This is a genomic window from Telluria sp. ZT3P25, from assembly GCF_059685895.1.
Genome location: NZ_JCASIJ010000002.1, coordinates 924,125 through 940,301, shown reverse-complemented (window position 1 = coordinate 940,301; position 16,177 = coordinate 924,125). Strand labels below are relative to the sequence as shown.

At 63.8% G+C, this 16,177-nt stretch carries 14 protein-coding genes; 7 read left to right on the top strand and 7 right to left on the bottom strand.

Annotated features, from left to right (window positions below; translation table 11 throughout):
- Positions 1 to 9: 9 nt before the first annotated feature.
- The 4 genes from AC56LY_RS22805 to AC56LY_RS22790 all read right to left on the bottom strand — a co-directional run bounded on the left by AC56LY_RS22805 (position 10) and on the right by AC56LY_RS22790 (position 6,377).
- Positions 10 to 2,643, bottom strand: coding sequence for a TonB-dependent receptor (locus tag AC56LY_RS22805; RefSeq protein WP_499583370.1), 2,634 nt, complete (start codon positions 2,641 to 2,643; stop codon positions 10 to 12).
- Between the two features lie 167 nt (positions 2,644 to 2,810).
- A complete protein-coding gene (locus AC56LY_RS22800; protein ID WP_499583369.1) occupies positions 2,811 to 4,190 on the bottom strand; it encodes an HD-GYP domain-containing protein in 1,380 nt (459 codons plus the stop codon).
- Positions 4,191 to 4,401: 211 nt separating this feature from the next.
- Entirely contained in the window at positions 4,402 to 5,067 is a 666-nt protein-coding gene (locus AC56LY_RS22795; protein ID WP_499583368.1) for a hypothetical protein, read from the bottom strand.
- Between the two features lie 167 nt (positions 5,068 to 5,234).
- Positions 5,235 to 6,377: a serine hydrolase domain-containing protein gene (locus AC56LY_RS22790; protein WP_499583367.1), complete on the bottom strand. Its 1,143-nt coding sequence runs from the start codon at positions 6,375 to 6,377 to the stop codon at positions 5,235 to 5,237.
- 83 nt (positions 6,378 to 6,460) lie between these two features.
- Here AC56LY_RS22790 and AC56LY_RS22785 point away from each other — a divergent pair, with 83 nt between their 5' ends.
- Positions 6,461 to 7,447: an LLM class flavin-dependent oxidoreductase gene (locus tag AC56LY_RS22785; protein WP_332530523.1), complete on the top strand. Its 987-nt coding sequence runs from the start codon at positions 6,461 to 6,463 to the stop codon at positions 7,445 to 7,447.
- A gap of 79 nt (positions 7,448 to 7,526) precedes the next feature.
- Here AC56LY_RS22785 and AC56LY_RS22780 read toward each other — a convergent pair whose 3' ends face one another.
- Positions 7,527 to 10,301, bottom strand: a complete 2,775-nt coding sequence (locus tag AC56LY_RS22780) for a M16 family metallopeptidase (RefSeq protein WP_499583366.1) — start codon at positions 10,299 to 10,301, stop codon at positions 7,527 to 7,529.
- A 137-nt stretch (positions 10,302 to 10,438) separates the two neighbouring features.
- Positions 10,439 to 11,602, bottom strand: coding sequence for a PQQ-dependent sugar dehydrogenase (locus AC56LY_RS22775; protein ID WP_499583365.1), 1,164 nt, complete (start codon positions 11,600 to 11,602; stop codon positions 10,439 to 10,441).
- A 159-nt stretch (positions 11,603 to 11,761) separates the two neighbouring features.
- Between AC56LY_RS22775 and mepK the strand changes: the two genes are divergently transcribed.
- The 5 genes from mepK to AC56LY_RS22750 all read left to right on the top strand — a co-directional run bounded on the left by mepK (position 11,762) and on the right by AC56LY_RS22750 (position 14,577).
- Positions 11,762 to 12,304, top strand: coding sequence for a peptidoglycan L,D-endopeptidase MepK (gene mepK, locus AC56LY_RS22770; RefSeq protein WP_499583364.1), 543 nt, complete (start codon positions 11,762 to 11,764; stop codon positions 12,302 to 12,304).
- Complete coding sequence (locus AC56LY_RS22765) at positions 12,304 to 13,128, top strand: hypothetical protein (RefSeq protein WP_499583363.1); 825 nt, start codon at positions 12,304 to 12,306, stop codon at positions 13,126 to 13,128. The genes mepK and AC56LY_RS22765 overlap by 1 nt, the downstream gene beginning before the upstream one ends.
- Positions 13,125 to 13,430 (top strand): hypothetical protein, encoded by a 306-nt coding sequence (locus AC56LY_RS22760; protein ID WP_499583362.1) that lies wholly within the window; start codon positions 13,125 to 13,127, stop codon positions 13,428 to 13,430. The genes AC56LY_RS22765 and AC56LY_RS22760 overlap by 4 nt, the downstream gene beginning before the upstream one ends.
- Positions 13,431 to 13,531: 101 nt before the next feature.
- Entirely contained in the window at positions 13,532 to 14,044 is a 513-nt protein-coding gene (locus AC56LY_RS22755) for a ferritin-like domain-containing protein (protein ID WP_258837317.1), read from the top strand.
- Between the two features lie 89 nt (positions 14,045 to 14,133).
- The gene (locus AC56LY_RS22750) at positions 14,134 to 14,577 is read left to right on the top strand and encodes a thioesterase family protein (protein WP_499583361.1); all 444 of its coding nucleotides are present in this window, start codon (positions 14,134 to 14,136) and stop codon (positions 14,575 to 14,577) included.
- 59 nt (positions 14,578 to 14,636) lie between these two features.
- Here AC56LY_RS22750 and AC56LY_RS22745 read toward each other — a convergent pair whose 3' ends face one another.
- Positions 14,637 to 15,131: a DUF3016 domain-containing protein gene (locus tag AC56LY_RS22745; protein ID WP_499583360.1), complete on the bottom strand. Its 495-nt coding sequence runs from the start codon at positions 15,129 to 15,131 to the stop codon at positions 14,637 to 14,639.
- A 165-nt stretch (positions 15,132 to 15,296) separates the two neighbouring features.
- On the opposite strand from AC56LY_RS22745, the gene AC56LY_RS22740 reads away from it, so the two are divergent.
- The gene (locus AC56LY_RS22740; protein WP_499583359.1) at positions 15,297 to 16,034 is read left to right on the top strand and encodes a DNA-formamidopyrimidine glycosylase family protein; all 738 of its coding nucleotides are present in this window, start codon (positions 15,297 to 15,299) and stop codon (positions 16,032 to 16,034) included.
- Positions 16,035 to 16,177: the final 143 nt, after the last annotated feature.

Genomic DNA, 16,177 nt, shown 5'->3' with positions numbered 1-16,177 from the left:
CTGGGCTGATTACAGCTTGCCGCGCAGGCCGAGGTAGAAGGTACGGCCGTTCGAGTAGAAGGCGCGTGGCCGGTCCTCGTTTTCGGCATACATCTTGATGGTCTCGTTGGTGAGATTGAGCGCGTCGAACGTGAGCGTGAAGCGTTCGCTCAGCTTGACGTTGATCGAGCCGGCCAGCGACGGCATGTCGTCCACGTGCTGGCTCGCGCCACGGTCCACGCCTGCCTTGTACTTCGAGCGCCAGTTGTAGGCCAGGCGCGCCGAGAAGCGTTCGTTCTCGAAGTAGCCGGTCACGTTATAGGTGTTGCGCGACGAGTTGATGAGTTCACCGCCATCGTCGAGTTCACCGTCGGCGAACGTGTAGTTGACCAGGAAACCGAAGTCGCGCGCCACCGGCTGCTGCCAGCTCAGCTCCAAGCCGCGATTGCGTCCGCTCGTGTTGTACGGCGACGTGATCTGGTACTCGGTCAGCGTACTGCGCTTGTTGTTGTAATAGGTGCCGGTCGACGTGCCCTGCGCCACGATCGAGCGCAGGTCCATGTAGAACAGGCCCGCCGACAGCAGCGCCTTTGGCGCGTAATACCACTCGGCGCCGATGTCGAAGTTGGTCGAACGCACCGGTTCCAGGTTGACGTTGCCGCCGTTGCCGCTCAGCGCGTCGTCGTTGAGCGACACCGAGCCGCCCAGCGCGCTGTAGTCGGGGCGCGCGATGGTCTTGGCCAGCGCCGTGCGCAGCACCAGGTCGGGCGTCACGTTGTATTTCAGGTTGGCGCTTGGCAGGTAGTCGCGGTAGGTACGCTTGAACGTCGTCGGCGTGTAGGCGCCGAAGGCCGAACCGGTGATCGGCGCCGGGCCGCCCGGCAGGTTGACAATCGTGTTCTGGCGCGTCTCGACGGCGCGCAGGCCGACATTGCCGCTCCAGCCATCGCCACCGAAGTCGACCATGCCGTACAGCGCGGCCGTCTTCTCGCCCACTTCGAATTCGTTCATCCAGTTATGGCGCAGCACATAGTCGAGCAGACGGTTGCCGGGGATCGCGCCCCAGGCGCCCAGCGCCGCGCCGTCGTACTTGAAGTAGTTCGACGCGAGATTGCCGCCCAGGTCATTGGCGAAGTCGCTCGGGTACAGCTGGCCGTTCCAGGCCGGGCCCGGATTGGTAAAGCCCAGCGGGCCGGGACGGGTTTCCAGCGGATGCTCGGCGTTGCGCTGGTGGTCGGTCCAGCGCGCGCCGAAGCGCACGGCCTGGAAGGTCGGATTGTCCAGGCGCAGTTCGCCGTCGAGCTGCGCGTACTGTTCCTTGTCCACCGACTGCGATTCGCCGCCGCCGGCCCAGGCAGTCGAGCCGGGTGACACCGTGTTGCCGCCGGGGTAGCTGACCGACGCCGGCGACAGGCCGTTCAAGCCATATACCATGCCGCCGTCGACATTGTTCTGGTAGTAGACGTCGTCGCGGTCCCAGCCCACGCCGCGGGTCTTGCCAAGCTTGCCCGAGAGCGAGAAGCGCTCGTTGACGCGCCACTTGCCGTTGAAGTCCAGATACCACGATTCGCCGCCCGCATCCGGACGATAAATATTGTCGACCTCGCCCGCGTTGCGCGTGAACCCGGCCCCCACCAGCGTGTTGTCGCGCACGACCGGATTGAGGGGAATCAGGTTCAGGCTGTTGATCGAGTTGGCCGGCGCAGCCAGCCAGTTGGTGTTCTGGTGCGGTGCTTCGAGCTTCGAATAGAAGCCGTTGACGTCCAGCGTCAGGTCGCGGTTCGGGCGCACCTCGACGTCGAAGGCGCCGCCTTCGCGCTTCTTCTCCTGCTCGAACAGCGCGGCGCCGATGAAGGTCGGCACGACCACGCCGGCCAGCGCAGGATTGGCGATCGCCGCCGCGCTGGTCGCGCTGATCGGGGTGTAGCCGAGGATTTCCTGGCCATCGCGCCGCACGGACGACTTCTCGGAGAACCCCTGGATCAGGATGCCGGCCGTATTGGCGGCGTTCTTCCAGTTCACGAGGCCCGACAGATGCGGCTTGGTCTCACCCGACAGGTCGTTGTAGTTGGCCTGGACCGAGCCTTCGACGGTCAGCTGCTGGCGAAAGTCGAGCGGACGGCGCGTGATGACGTTGATGGCGCCGGAGACGCCGCCTTCGACCAGGTCGGCGGTCGGGCTTTTCTGGACCACGATCGAGCCGACCAGCTCGGACGGCAGCAGCGAGAAGCTGCTCGAACGGCCGACATTGCCGCCGATCTGGTTCAGCACGAACCAGTCGCCGGTGCTGATCGCGTGGCCGTTGAACAGCGTCTGCTGAAGGCTCGGGCTGGTGCCGCGCAGGCTGACGCGGTCGTTTTCCCCAAAGCCACCTTCGCCGCCGGCGGACGATTGCGTGTTCACGCCGGGCAGACGCTGGATGGCGTCGGCTACGTTCTTATCGGGCATCTTGCCGATGTCTTCGGCGGTGACGACTTCGACGACGGCATCGCTGTCGCGCTTCTGGCGCAGCGACTGTTCGAGCGCAGCACGCACGCCCGTCACCACCACGGTCTGCGGCGCCAGCACCGGCGCTTCCTGCGCGCCCGCCCCGTTCACCGCCAGGATTGCCACCGCCGCTGCGATCGCGGTCCGCTGATACTGCCGTGCCTTCAACTCATTCATGTGCGCTCCAAAAAACCAGGTTGGCTATCGGGTGTTGGAGCCTGTCCCCACCGATCGGGACAGGCCACAGTGAGCGCATTGTGGTGGCATCCGGGGTGCCGTGTTTGTCAAATCTTGCTATCCGGAAGAGGAATTCATCACACTGGCATATGACTGTGGCAGCAGATTCAGGGTGCCGGGAATGGCACCAGCGCCAAGCCGCGCTTGAGCGCATCGAAGCAGGCCGGGTCAAGCGCGGTGCCCACGGTCTTTTCCATCATCTCGAGCGCCTGCGGGATCGGGATCGCGCCGCGGTACGGGCGCTCGGCGGTGATGGCGTCGAAAATGTCGGCGGTGGTGATGATGCGCGTCTCGAGCCGGATGTCGTCCGCATGCAACCCGCGCGGATAGCCATTGCCGTCGAGCCGCTCGTGGTGAGCGCCGGCAATCGACGCCAGTTCGGCGAACGCCGCGATGCGGCCGAGGATCGTTTCGGTGTACTCGGCGTGCTGGCGCACGGCGGCCCATTCGTCGCGGTCGAGCGAGCCGGCCTTGTCGAGCACGCTGTTGCTCACGCCCAGCTTGCCGACATCGTGCAGCAGCGCGCCGCGCTTGAGCCAGCGGCGGCGCTGCGCCGACAGTCCGAGCGCCTCGCCGATCATGTCGGTGTACAGCGCCACGCGTGCGCTGTGGCCGCTCGTGTATGGGCTCTTGGCGTCGACCACCTGGCCGAAAGCGGTGGCGATATCGTCGAGGTAGTCTTCGTCGAGCGCAACTTCGTGGCCGGCCGGTTCCAGTGCGAAGACGGCGCGGTCCAGGTCCGGCGCGGCCAGCTTGCGCCAGAACGCATCGTCCAGCGCGACCTGCTCGAACGCCGCCACCAGCCGCGGATCGAACCAGCTGCCGGCCCGCGCCGTGGCTTCGTGCAGCGCGGCCTCGCGCCCGCCATCGGTGTGGAACACGTCGATCACTTGCGCCAGCAGCGCGATGCGCGCATACACGGGAATCGCGTCGCCCACGAGCTGGGCCGGTTTGCCCTTGCCGTTGACATGCTCGTCGAGCGAATAGATGCCTTCGGCCACGCCTTCCGGGAAACGCAGCAGGCGCGCGATGTCGGCGCCGCGCTGGCAGCGGGTGGCGATCAGGCCCTGCGCGATCTCGGGGCCGTCACGCAGGATCGTCATGACGCTGCGGAACCGTTCGGCCAGGCCGGCTTTCAGGCCCGTATGCTTGAGCACGAAACCGAGCACCTGCGGCAGGCTGTCGCCTACGGTCTTGAAGCTGCGCTTGAAGTCGAGGTCGTCAGTCATGTACAGCTCGCAGATGCGGGCCGCGTTGCTGCTGCAGCCCAGGTCCTTGAGCAACAGCGTGTAATACAGTTCCCACAACTGGTCGTCGTTCAGGCCAGCGACGCGGCCAATATGCATCCCGATCCAGCAGCAGCGAACGCAGTGGCCAGCCGGCTGGCCTTCGGTAATGTCGAGCGCATAGCTCAGCGCGCCGATCAGCTCGGAGAGCTTCATGGCGCTGGGGGCCAGCATCTCGTGCGGCGCGTCGGGGTGCATCATAATTAGTTCCGTGTGGCAATAATTATGAATGGTACGCCACAACATCCGTGGATAATCACCACGGCCATAATATTGGCAAGCGATGCGGCGCGGATACCACAGACGAGCCTGGCACTACATGGTCGTTCCGTAAACGACAACACCGGCGCGAGGCCGGTGTTGTGCTGGTGGCGGCTAAGCCACCGTTATTGCTGACGCATTGCTGGTGCTATCAATAACCGCGGCCGGTGGTGCCGGTGGTACCCGTACCGGTGGTACCCGTACCGGTGGTGCCAGTGCCGGTACCGGTGGTGCCAGTGGTACCGGTAGTGCCAGTGCCTGCGGCGCCGCTGGTGCTGCCGGTCGTACCGTTGCCCATCGTACCGGTCATGCCGGTGGTGCCGGTAGCACCGCTGGTGCTGCCCGTCATGCCGGTAGTCCCAGTGGTCCCGGTGGTGCCAGTCGCGCTACCGGTCACACCGGTCATGCCACTGTTACCCATCGAGCTGCTGGCGCTGCCAGTCACGCCCGTGGTGCCGCTGGTGCCGGTGCGGCCCGTGGTACCTACCGTGCCTGCACGACTGTCGACAACGCCTGCCGAGCCGGTGGTGCCGGTCATTGGCTTGGTGCTGCTGCGACGGTCGTTTTGCGGCGTCATGCTGCTGGTGCCGGTCGCGCTCATCGACGAGCGGCCCGTCGCATCCTGCATGCTGCTGCCGGTCTGGCTACCGACCTGGCCCGAGGTACCTGACATGCCGGTGCCCGTGCTCGTGCCCGTTGCAGTACCGGTACGGCCCGTGGCGCCTGCCGTCGTGCTCGTTTGTGCGTGGACTGCAGTGGCACCCAGCATGGCAACGGTCAGTGATGCGCCGATCATTCCTTTGAGTAGCTTGTTCATGGTGTTCTCCTCAATTATTTTGTATCGCGTGCCCGACACATGATTGCGTCAAGTCATGAGTCAAGTGTACGGGGACAGCCGATATCGGCGCGCACAATACCGCTCGGAAATATTAAATCGTCGCCCAACAGCATGCAATTTGTCGCCAAATGCACGCATTTTTTTGATTATTGTTGAGCTGACAATGCCGCCTCTGCCGATAGTGTTCCAAGCTCGGCGTAGAGTGGCAGAATGCTGTTGCGGTCGTCCGGATACACCCGGTTGGACAGGAACACATAGAAGCTGCGCGACTGCGGATCGATCCACAAAATGCAGCCGGTAAAACCCGTGTGGCCGTAGCTGCCGCGCTGGTAATGCCGGCCGCGTGGCCGCCGCGCAAACGGCGAATCGATGTCCATCCCCATGCCGCGCAGCGCGGTGATGCCCGGTGGCGACTGTGCGGTGCACAGCAGGCGCACGCTGTCGGGCTGCAGCACACGCACGCCCTCGAGTTCACCGCCCGCAAGCAGCATGCGGGCAAAGCGCGCGACATCCCGCACAGTCGAGAACACACCGGCCGAGCCGGCCACGCCACCCATCCGGCGTACTGTCGGATCGTGGACATGACCTTGCAGCACGGCGCCCGGTGCCAGATCGCGCTGCGCCTTGGACATGCTTGCATCGACATCCACCGCGCCACGCTGGGTGGGCGCAATCGTCCGCCCGTCGCCGCGCGCCAGCGGCCGATAACCGGTATCCGGCATGCCCAGCGGCGCAAAGATGCGCTGTCCGGCAAACACATCCAGCGGCACGCCGGCCACGCGTTCGATCAACAAACCGAGCAGGATGTAATTGATGTCCGAATAGCGAAACACACTGCCCGGCAGATGCGTCACGCGCTCGAGCGAGGCCAGCAGCAGCGCCGCTTCCCTGCCCTGCCACGCCGGACTGGCCGGCAGCCCGGCCAGCAAGCCCGACGTATGCGTCAGCAACTGGCGCACCGTGATCGCGTCCTTGCCGCCGCCCGCGCATTCGGGAAGGTAGCGCAGCAACGGCGCTTCGAGGTCGATCTGGCCAGCCTCGTGCAGCAGCAGGATTGCCGGCGCCGTGACCAGCACTTTCGTCAGCGACGCGACGTCGAACACGGTGTCGACGGTGACGGGCGCGGCATCCGGCCCGAAGTCCAGCCGTCCGTAAGCGCGCTCGGCATGCGCTGCGTCCCGTTCAAGCCGGTACACCGCGCCGGGCAGCGAGCGGGCCGCGATGGCAGCATCGATGGCAGCGTCAATTACGGCGAGATGATGCGCGTTAAAGCCTGTTTGCACGCTCATGACGACACACTGTATTGACAAGCGGCCGGTGCAGTTTTGGGCACCCTTGCACGCGTTTTTTCGCATCGGCGTATCATTGTTCCATGATCCCTTTATCGATACTCGACCTCTCGCCGATCGTTCAAGGCAGCGATGCGGCAACTTCCTTCAAAAGCTCCCTCGACCTCGCCCAGCATGGCGAACGCTGGGGTTACAACCGTTACTGGCTCGCCGAACACCACGGCATGCCGGGTATTGCGAGCGCCGCGACTGCGGTACTGATCGCCCATGTGGCAGCCGGCACGTCCACGATCCGCGTGGGCGCCGGCGGCATCATGCTGCCGAATCATTCACCGCTCGTGATTGCCGAACAATTTGGCACGCTCGCGTCGCTCCATCCGGGCCGGATCGACCTGGGCCTGGGCCGCGCGCCTGGTTCCGACCATACCACGGCGCGCGCGCTGCGCCGCAACCTGGCGTCCGACGCCGACGAGTTCCCGCAGGACGTCGTGGAACTGATGGATTACTTTGCCGGCTCGAGCCGCCGGCAGGTGCTGGCCGTGCCGGGCGCAGGCCTGGACGTGCCATTGTGGATTCTCGGTTCGAGCCTGTTCGGCGCGCAACTGGCGGCGCACCTCGGCCTGCCGTATGCATTCGCGTCGCACTTCGCGCCGCAGATGATGATGCAGGCAATCGACATGTACCGCAGCAACTTCCGTCCATCGGCGCAGTTGGCCGAGCCGTACGTCATGCTCGGATTCAATGTGTTCGCGGCTGACACCGACGAAGAAGCGCATCTGCTGGCCACCTCGATGCAGCAGGCGTTCGTGGCGCTGCGTACGGGCAATCCGGGCAAACTCAAGCCACCTGTCAGCGGCTACCTGGAAGCGCTGGACACGCCCGAGCGCATGATGCTCGACAGCGTGCTGGCCTGCTCGGCAATCGGCTCGCGCGACACCGTGGCCGCCCAGCTGCACGCATTCATCGACAAGGCCAAACCGGACGAGATGATGATCACGTCGCAGATCTACGACCACGCAGCGCGCCTGCACGCGTACGAGATCACGGCCGACATCCGGCGCAACAGCTGACACCAGCACTGATGTTTCAACGATAAAAAAGCCCACCCGGCGCGTGCCGGGTGGGCTTTTTTACGTTCGTACCACGTGATTACAACGACTTGCCATCCGCATCGATCCGGCGCACCTCGCCCAGGTTCAGCGCGCGCACGTCCTTCTCGACCTTGCTCATGTCTCCCACCACGACCCACACCAGGCGATCGGTCAGGAAGCTGCGCGCGGCCAGTGTATTGGCCTGCTCGGGCGTGAGCGCCAGCGCCTTCTCGGTGTAGGTGTTGTAGTAGTCATCCGGCAGGCCGTATTGCACGATGGTCGTGTAGGCGCCGCCCAGCTGGCCGGCCGTCTCGAAGCTGCCCGGCAGGCGCAGCGTGCGGTTGTCCTGGGCGAACTTCAGCTCGGCGCCGGTGATCTGGCGCTCACCCGCCACGCCCTTGTATTCGCGCACCAGTTCCTTGAGCGCGTCGCCGGTCTTGTCGGTCTGCACCGGCGAAATGCTCATGAACGTGCGCTGGCCGACGGCCGGCTGCACCAGGCTGCGTACGCCATACGACCAGTGCTTGTCTTCACGCAGGTTCATGTTGATGCGTGAGCTGAACGTGCCACCGAACACGTCGTTGACAATTTCCAGCGGCAGCGACTCGGGGCTGTTGCGCGGTGGTGCCAGTTGCGCGCCGACGATCACGCTTTGCAGCGCGCCCGGCCGGTCGACCAGGTACACGAGCGGCTTGCCTGGCGCGGGCACGGTGGCGATCACTTTCTTCGGCACCTCGCCGCCCTTCCAGCCGCCGAAGGCTTTTTCGAGCATCGGCGTGATCTCGGCCAGCGTCGTGTCGCCCACGACCAGCAGCGTCGCGTTGTTCGGCTTGAACCAGGTCGCGTGGTAACTGGCCAGGTCGTTGCGGGTCATGCGCCCCACTGCGGCCTCGGTGCCGTTGGCCGTGCGCGCGTAGACGTGGCCTTCGCCATACATCAGCGCCGGCACGACGCGCAGCGCGATGCCCTGCGGATCGACCTTCTCGCGCGCGATCGCGGCCAGGCGGTCTTTCTGCAGGCGCGCGAATTCGTTTTGCGGGAACGCCGGATTGCGCACCAGATCCGCGTACAGGCCGAGCGCCTGCGGCAGCGTCGCCTTGAGCGAATTCATGCCCACAAAGGCGCCATCGAGATTGATGCTGGCGCCAAAGGTCGCGCCCAGGCGTTCGAGTTCTTCGCCGATCTCGAGCGACTTGCGCGTGGCGGTGCCTTCTTCGAGCATGCGCAGCGTGAGGCTGGCCACGCCCGGCAAGGCGGCGCTGTCGGCCGAATAACCGCTGTCGACCATCATCTGCAGGTTGACGACCGGCGCTTCATGGCGCTCGGCCAGCACGACCTTCAGGCCGTTGGACAGCGTGATGCGCTGCATCGGCGGCAGTTTGAGGGACATCGCCTTGCCGGCGACCGGTTCCTTGCTGCGATCGAGCCCCGTGTCGGTAGCGGCCAGGCCGGTCGGGAACGGATCGATCTGCAGCACGTAGTCGCCGTCGCTGAGCCAGTCGTTCATCGCTTTCTTCACCGTGGCCGGCGTGGCGTCCTTGATGCGCTGCAGATAGACCTTGTAGCAGTCCGGATTGCCGGTAAAGGTCTGGCACGAGGCCAGCAGATCGCTCTTGCCGCCGAAGCCGCCAACGCGCTCGATCATGCGCGTGTACTGCGCCAGGATCGTCGTCTTGGCCAGGCGCAGCTCGGCGTCCGTCGGGCCGCTCTTCATCAGCGCGCGCAATTCCTCGTCGGCGCCCTGCTCCATCTTTTTCACGTCGGCGCCGGGGCGGGCCGTCAGCGTCATGTCGAACTGGCCGCCGATTTCCGACGAATCGTCGCTTGCCGTGGCGCTGGTGGCCAGTTGATCCTTGTAGACCAGGCGCTTGTACAGGCGCGAGGTCTTGCCGCCGCCCAGCACGCGCGCGCCCAGGTCGAGCAGCGCCTCTTCAGGCGTGTGCGCGCCCGGCACATTCCAGGTGCGGTAGATACGCGTCTGCGGCACGCGGTCCTGCGCCAGCGTGCGGTGCGTGCCGGTACGCTTGGCGATCCACGCATCGTGCTTGGCCAATGGCGGGCCCGGCGGAATCGCGCCGTAGTATTGCTCGACCTTCTTGCGCGCTTCTTCCGGCGAGATATCACCCGACAGCACCAGCACCGTATTGTTCGGGCCATAGTTCTGCTTGAACCAGTCCTGCACGTCCGTCATCGAGGCCGCATCGAGGTCGGCCATCTTGCCGATCACGGTCCAGGAGTACGGGTGGCCGACCGGATAGGTGTTTTCGACCAGCAGCTCGTAGGCGATGCCGTACGGCTGGTTCTCGCCCTGGCGCTTTTCGTTCTGGACGACGCCGCGCTGGATATCGAGTTTCGTCTTGTCGACCGTGCCCAGCAGATAACCCATGCGGTCGCTCTCGGCGAACAGCGCGTAGTCGAGCATCGACGTCGGCACGTTCTGGAAGTAATTCGTGCGGTCCTGGCTGGTGGTGCCGTTCAGGTCAGTCGCGCCAACCTGCTCCATCGCATTCAGGTAGGTTTTCTTGAAGTTGTCGCTGCCACTGAACATCAGGTGTTCGAACAGGTGCGCAAAGCCGGTCTTGCCCCGCTGCTCGTTTTTCGAGCCGACGTGGTACCAGGTATTGACGGCCACTACTGGCGTCTTGCGGTCTTCGTGCACCAGCACGGTCAAGCCGTTCTTCAGCGTGAACTTGGTGTACTTGATGTCCGGGATCGGGATGTCGGGCGTGCTGGCGGGGGCAGAGGCGGCAGGCGCGGCGTGCAGCGCGGATGCGCCAAAGATGAGCGCAAGTGCTGCCGCGAGATGGGTGATGCGACGAACGGGAATTGCCATGCTGCGCCTCCTGAATGGGTCGGGAAAGAACCATTCTAGGCACGTTTCACTTAGTCAACAAACAAAACAGCGTATGCATGTCTCGCGGAACGACAAACCATGCGCAGCGCATCGTGCGCCACACATGGTGCATAATTTTACTTCGGTACGATGCGCAGCAGCGTGCCCTTGGCTTCATCGGTCAGCACGTACAACTGGCCATCGGGGCCCTGGCGCACATCGCGCACGCGCTGGCCAACCGGAATCAGCTCTTGCGCCGTGACCTTGCCGGCGGCATCAAGTTGCACGCGGCGTACGTCCTTGCCGGCCAGGCTGCCGCTGAACAGGCTGCCCTGCCACTGCGGGAACGCCTTGCCGGTGTAGAACGCCAGGCCCGATGGCGCGGGCGACGGGGTCCAGACGACGATCGGCTGCACTGTGCCCGGCACGACCTTCTTGCCGATCGGCTCGCGCGTCGTGTAATCGAGCGTGTAGCTCTGCAGCGGCCAGCCGTAGTTGTTGCCGGCCTCGATCAGGTTGATCTCGTCGCCGCCGCGCGAACCGTGCTCGCTGGCCCAGACGCGGCCGGTTTTCGGGTCGAACGCCAGGCCCTGCACGTTGCGGTGGCCGTGGCTGTGGATTTCAACCAGGCGGTTCGGCTGCGCTTCGGCCGCGCCGATGCCGACCGGCTTGCCGGCGTCGGTCAGGTGCAGGATCTTGCCCTGGTGTGTGGCCAGGTTCTGCGCCTGGTCGCGCGCGAGCATAGTGCCCACGCGCTGGGGCGTGTTGCCACCATCGCCAATGCTCATCAGCAGCGTGGTATCGGGCAGGAACAGGATGCGCGAGCCGAAGTGCTCGCCGCCGTTCTTGGCTTGCCTGACGGAGAACACCTTCCTCATGCCAGTGACGCCCTTGCCATCGAACGTGCCCATCACCAGCGCCGTGCGGTTCCTGGCGTCGGTACCGCTGGCCATCGTCATGTAGATACGGGGATTGGTCTTATCACCGGGGTGGACCGCGATGTCGAGCAGGCCGCCCTGCCCGCCCACGAACAGGTTCGGCAGCGGGTCCATCTTCACCTGCTGGAACGTCTTGCCCTTGAGCATATGCAGCGTGCCGCCCTTGCCCGTGACGAGCATGCGGCCATCGGGCAGCCAGGCCATGCCCCAGCCTTGTGGCACGCCGGTGGCGACGGTTTCCAGTTGCCAGCCTTTGGCCAATGGCGGCTTGTCGACGGGTGTGACTTCCTGGGCCAGCGCAGCGCCCGCCAGCTGAGCCAGTGCGATTGCCAGCGTGACGCGCAAAACCCGGTTTTTACGCATGAATTTTGCGTCCGTACTCGGCATAAGCAAATCTCTCAAAAACAGTTAAATACTTGACATCGTAGCTGAAATGTCGCGATTTTCTGCACATTGTCTGCACGATTTCGACAAATGGCGTATCATCGATTGCTCACTGAACCAGCGCAAGGACTCCCTTCAATGATTCAACGACGTACCATCCTCAAAAGCGGTCTCCTCCTCGCAGCATCCTCCCTCAGCCTTCCCACCCTTGCCAAAAATTCATCGATTGCCACCGGCGATTGCTGTCTGCGTTTCTATAACACGCACACGGGTGAAAAGCTGACGAGCACGTTCTGGGAGCAAGGCGAGTTCATCCCTGATGCTCTGGGAGACATCAACAAGGTGCTGCGCGACCACCGCACCAACAAGATTGCGGACATCGATCCCGAACTGCTGCTGCTGCTCGGCCAGCTCAATGGCAAGCTCGGCAACAGCAAGGAATTGCACATCATCTCGGGCTACCGCGCGCCGGAATCGAATGCGTTCCTGCGTGGCCATGGCAGCGGCGGCGTCGCCAAGCGCAGCCTGCACATGGAAGGCAAGGCCATCGACATCCGCCTGCCGGGCACCGATCTGCGCAACCTGCAAAAGGCGGCCATGTCGCTCCAGGGTGGCGGCGTCGGCTATTACGACAGTTCGCAGTTCGTCCATATGGATACCGGCCGCGTGCGGTATTGGTAATGCCATTGATGCGGCCGTCGATCATTCGTGTCGTTGCCGGACTGGCCATGAGCGGCCTGTTCGCGGCCGCAAGCCTGCCGGCGCATGCCGCCGGCCAGAGCACCGTCACCGTCAAGTCCACCCGCGACCCGGTTGACAAGTCGTACCGCAAAATGATTCGTGGCATGGAACGCTTCGAGCGCGAGCGCGCCTTTGCGCCGAACGCCTCCCTGCGCTTCCAGCTGCTGCCGCGTCTGCCGAACGTCGACATGCGCGGCATCACGCTGCGCGTGGCGGGCGATACCGTGTCGGTGCCCGTCCCCGTCGACGACAACAATTTCTTTGTCCTGCCGCGCAATGCGCAAGCATTGCAGGAAGACGCAGCTGTGCTTGCCAGTCGCAAGACCGCCAGCATGACCTGGCGCGCGCGCATCGAAACGCCGGGCGTCCCGGCCGGCATGCGCCGCCTGGGTGACCTGCGCCTGGAATGCCGCGTGGGCAAGGAAGCTGGCCTCGTCTCCAACAGCTCGCCACTGTTCGGCTGGATCTCGGATGCGCTCGACTCGCCCGAAGGCGTCTGCACGAGCCCGGATGGCAATTACCTGTTCTTCGCCGAGCGCCCGATCTTCGCGGTCACGCTGCGCGCCGGTGGCCGCAGTGAAACGCTGCCGTTTTCAATGCTGTACGCGGGCGGCGACCAGACGCCGGACATGCTGCCATTCTGCGATTGCCAGGTGCTGCTCGACCGCACCTATTACGTGCCGCTGTGGGATGCCAGCTGGCCGGACGACACACTCGTTGAATTCACCTACATGGTCGATCCACCAGCCGGGGTGACGCCATGAAGGCAACTCTGATCCTGTGCGCGGCGCTGTTGGCTGGCTGCGCCACGCAGAATGCCGCGCCGCCCGGCGTGCAAGTGCCGGCCGAGCGGCTGCAGCAGACCGTGGTCGCCGGCCAGACCACCAGGGCGCAATTGCTGGCCGCGTTCGGACCGACGAAAAACGTGCGCTTCGACAGCGGCTTCGAGACCTGGGTCTACCAGTCGCCGACGGGCGATGGCCAGTTTGCCGAATTCGTCGTGCTGATCGATCCGGCCGGCGTGGTCGCAAAAACACGTACGCGCGCGCCAGCCCCGGCACCCTGATCGTTTTTGTTAACGAGTGACGCGCAAATGTGTCATACCTAACAAACGGTACCCATCAATTCTGCCATTCTGGTTGCACCTATTCACCAGCGGAGAATTTCATGGCAACTGCAATCGACGACAATCTGAACGACTGGCTACGTGACGCTCATGCAATGGAAGAGCAAGCAGACAAGATGCTCAACGCACAGGCGGACCGCCTCGAACACTATCCGGAACTGCGCGCGCGCATCGTCCAGCACATCGAAGAAACGCGCTGGCAGCGTGGCGTGCTGGACGAGATCCTGGCGCGCCGCGACATCAGCAATTCGGTGGTCAAGGATATCGGCGCCAAACTGATGGCCTTTGGCCAGGCCGTGGGCGGCATGACCGTCAGCGATGAAGTGGTAAAGGGCGCGATGGCCGGCTACGTGTTCGAGAACCTCGAAATCGCCACCTACACGTCGCTGATCGCAGCGGCCAAGGCGGCTGGCGACAGCGCTACTGCCGCTTCGTGCGAACAGATCCTGGTGCAGGAAAAAGCGATGGCGGCCTGGCTGCTGGAGCACCTGCCGCAAGTCACGCAAGCCTTCCTGACGCGCTCGGCAACGCCGGGCGTGGAAGCGAAAGTCTAACTTCCGCACCACCCGCGGTCGGGGCGGCGCAGCATGCGTGCGCCGTCCTGTATCCTGTCCATCTATCCCGCCCATTAACAGGATGGCCCATGCCCCGCGTACAACTCGACTTTCCCGACGACCAGTTCTACTTTTCGACCGTGCTCACAGTGCGGGCGACCGACATCAACGCGGCGAACCACGTCGGCAATGAATCGATGATCGCGATGGTGTCCGAAGCCAGATCGCGCTTCCTGTTCGAGTTCGGCGTGCCGGAAACCAGCCTCGATGGCCCTGGCATCATTGTCACCGACCTGGCCACCATCTACCGCGCCGAAGCGTATCGCCGCGACGAGCTGCTGTTCGACGTGGGCGTCATGGACTTCAACAAGTATGGCGGCGACCTGATCTACCGGATCACGCGGCCGCGCGACCAAAAGCTGATCGCCATGGCCAAGACCGGCTTTGTGTTCTACGACTACAAGGCGGGCCGGGTATGTCCGATGCCTGACGACTTTCGTGCCAGGTTCGAGCGTGTCAACCGGGTCGACTAGGCCACAACAAAACGGCGCCCCGCAGGGCGCCGTTTTTTTACACGCGCGATAAAAATCGCTTAACCGCCGCGCTTCTTGCCGATGATCGTTTCATCGAACCACTCGTCAATCATGCGCTTTTCGGCGCGCAGGCTGTCGTTGTCGCTGAAGCGGCCGATGCGCTGCATGTAGTTCATGTCGGCCAGGCGTGCATCGCCGCCCTTGAGCACCTGCCCGTTTTGCGTCAGCGAATAGCGCAGGTTAATGATCGGCCAGTCGGCCGTGCCTTTCAGGATGCGCAGGTCGCGCCCGTTGCCGACATTCGGGTACTCGCGGCCGGCCAGGTCGATGTCGGTAACTTCGATCGCCAGGTCCTGACCCGCAGGGAGTTTCTCGCCAAGCTTGGTGAAATACGTGCTCAGTTCTTCCAGCACCTGCTTGCGCTCCCATGGGGCAAATGGCAGGTCGGCGAACTTGTCGGACTCGATGTAATTGACGGTCACGCCCGCCGAGGCGGCGCCGGCGGCCAGCGCGAACAGGCCTGCCAGTGCAGTTTTTATCAGGGTGGATTTCATTGTTGCCTCTCCTTCGGTATGCGTCTCGTATGCGGTCTTCGCTTACCAATATACGCCGCTTCGCCTTGCTCTGCTCGTGCCGAACGTTGGAACTTGTATCCAAATGTTAGGTCCCGAACATGACCAAAAGATGGTGCCATATAAGAATGCGTCAAGGAGGCAACCATGCCAGAAGGTCCAACGCTGTACATGCTGAAGGAACAGACCACGCGCTTCGTGGGGCAAACCATCGTGCGCGCCAGTGGCAACCTGAAGACGCTCGACCCGGCGCGCCTCGTGGGCCAGCGCATCACCGGGCTGCACACCTGGGGCAAGCACTTCCTGATCGAGACGCCCGACGTCATCCTGCGCGTTCACTTTCTGCTGTTTGGCACCTACCGCATCGACGAGGACCGCGACAAGCCGCCGCGCCTCTCCATCGGCGTGGAAGACGGCGGCGCCATGAATTTCTATGCCTGCGCAATCCGCGAGATCGACCGCGCCACCTTCGACGCCTATGACTTCAGCGCTGACGTGATGGGCGCGACCTGGGACCCGGTCAAGGCGCGCAAGAAGCTGCGCGCCGCACCGGACATGCTGGCCTGCGACGCCCTGCTCGACCAGGAGATCTTCTCGGGCGTGGGCAATATCATCAAGAACGAAGTGCTGTTCCGGATCCGGGTCCATCCCCTCTCGACGATGGGCGCGCTGCCTGCGCCCAAGCTGCGCGCCCTGGTGGACGAAGCGCGGCAGTACAGCTTCGACTTCCTGGGCTGGAAAAAAGCGTTCACGCTCAAGGAGCACTGGCTGGCCCACGCCAAAAAAATCTGCCCGCGCTGCGACATTCCGTTTTCCAAAGCCAAGCTCGGCACCTCGGACCGGCGCAGCTTCTACTGCGAACGTTGCCAAAAACGCTATACGTGACGCGCCTTGTCACGCCACTGCAACAGCGTAACCACGGTATTGGGGCAGGTGTTACTTCTGTCGGTCACAATTTTAATATTGCTTCTTGTTAAGGGTCATGCGCCGTACTACAATCGCCTTGACTCCAGGCTACTTTTGTTGTG